Source organism: Streptomyces sp. NPDC059455, from assembly GCF_042750115.1.
Classification (GTDB): Bacteria; Actinomycetota; Actinomycetes; order Streptomycetales; family Streptomycetaceae; genus Streptomyces; species Streptomyces endocoffeicus.
The window spans coordinates 23308-25241 of the sequence record NZ_JBHYVB010000173.1; the positions used below are offsets into that span (position 1 = coordinate 23308).

The following is a 1934-nucleotide window of genomic DNA, read 5'->3' on the forward strand; positions in this document are numbered from 1 at the left end:
CCAATACCGGCGCCCCGGGCCCCTGAAACACCTTCAGATCTAAATAGTCACTTCTGGTGTGGGGGGGGTGCTCAAACGCGGCCGGGCGCCATGCCAGGTCGGGAGGTGCGAGATGATCAAGATGCAGTTGACGGGAGCGACCGCCACAGGCGGCTGGCAGTGGGACGGGCACCGGTGGATCTCCGGGCGGTCTTGGATCGAGCCATTCATGCACCCCGCGATCGAGCACGTCATGGTCACCAAGCCCGAATCCGGCCAGTCGTGCCTGATCGTGCGTGAGGCCGCCAGTGGCCGACAGCCGGTGACAATGATTCGGCGTGTGATGAGCGATCCGGGTTACCGGCGGCAGGCCGAAGAGGCCGACGCCTGGCCCCTGCAGGCGGTACGAGTGGAGATGACCGCCGGGCAGGGGGTACGGATCACGTGCGGGGCACGCGGCGTCGCGCCCATCTACCTCCGTCCCAGCAGCGGTCGGTTGAGTGTTTCGTGGGATCTGCTCGACCTGGACGCCGAGACCGATGACCTGGACGCCCGCGAGGTCGCTGCGATGCTCGCCTACCGCACCCGCTACAGCACAGCGACGGTCTTTCGCACCATCCGCCAGCTCACTGAACGCGCGACCGCTGCATGGGACCACACGACCGGCCTGAGTATCGACTACCCGACCCCGGCTCTGCACTCCCGGCCTCGCATCCTGCACCCCGACGCCGATCCCGTGTCCGCCTTCAGCGACTTGATGCGATGTGAGGTCACAGCCCGTCCGCTGTCCACCGACGGCTGCGCGGTGGAGCTGTCCGGCGGCATGGACAGCGCCATGACCGCACTCGCCCTCGCCGAGACCGTTGGACCAGTCCGCACAGCGGCCCTCATGCTCGGCGGGGACGTCGGTGATCAGCAGCACCGGCGACGCTGCGAGATTTCCGCCCGCGCCCGCCTCGGCCCCGACCTGACGGTGCCGGTCGCAGAGTTTGGCCCCTTCCACCCCACCGGGCCCCGCGCAAGCGGCAGGCCCACAAGCCTCACGGACGGCACCTATGCCGAAGCCATGAACGAGTTATACAGCCGTCTGAGCGCTGCCGGTGCTCGGTGGGTGTTCACGGGAGTCGGCGGCGACGAGCTGTGCTTCCAGCGGCCGGAGGAACGAGCCCTCACCGGCGACCCGTGGAACCTGCACCCCGTGCCCGACCACCTCGGTCCCCGCGCCCGGGACGCCCTGCTTCACATCGAGGACGACCTGGCGCCCGCATCCGTACTCCACGTCTCCACCCTCCTCGCCCTCGCTGTCCACAGTGCGACCGCCATGCGTCACGGCCTGTGGCCCATCAGCCCTCTGGCCACCCCGCTCGTGTTGCGATTCGGCGAATCCCTGCCGCTGGAATGGCGGCGGGGAAAGAGGCTGATGCGTCTCCGCCTGAAACAGGCCGGATACTCCCATGAAGTCGTTCACCCGCCGCTGCGGGAGAACTTCGCGGCCACCTGCGAAGCGGCCATGCTCCGGGACGGCCTGCCACTCCTGTGCCAGTGGCTGCCCGGATCGATCCTCACCCTTCAGGGCCTGCTGGATCCCGTCGAGCTGAGCACGGAATGCGCGACCGTAGCCACCACTGGGCATGGGGCCAGCGAGTTGTACCGGCCTCTGGCTTTGGAGGCCGCCCTACGCTCTCTGGCCATACCGGCGGCGACGCCGTGAAACAGACATGTCGAATTCGTCTACTCAGGTTCCCGGCGACGGCCGAGTTCGCGGTGGATCCGGGACACACAACCGCCGATGCCAAGGTAGTTGTGTGTCCCAGATCCACCGCAAAGTTCTGGGGCAACCCCGCCCCCAGGGAGTCCGGCACCCCCGGACCCACGCACGCCGCGCGGCCCGGCCCTGATCGGGGGGGGGGGCGGCGGCGGGGTGGGGCGGGGCGGGCGGGCCCCCGCCCGCGGGT

At 69.1% G+C, this 1934-nt stretch carries 1 protein-coding gene; it reads left to right on the top strand.

From position 1 onward, the window contains the following. The first annotated feature begins 112 nt into the window (after window positions 1-112). Window positions 113-1690 carry a hypothetical protein gene (locus tag ACFXB5_RS40530; protein WP_385218243.1) on the top strand — a complete coding sequence of 526 codons (1578 nt, stop codon included), beginning with the start codon at window positions 113-115 and terminating at the stop codon, window positions 1688-1690. The last annotated feature ends 244 nt before the right edge of the window (window positions 1691-1934 follow it).

Coding starts and splice junctions, on each gene's coding strand:
- ACFXB5_RS40530 (WP_385218243.1), top strand. CDS start 113: ATGATCAAGATGCAGTTGACGGGAGCGACCGCCACAGGCGGCTGGCAG.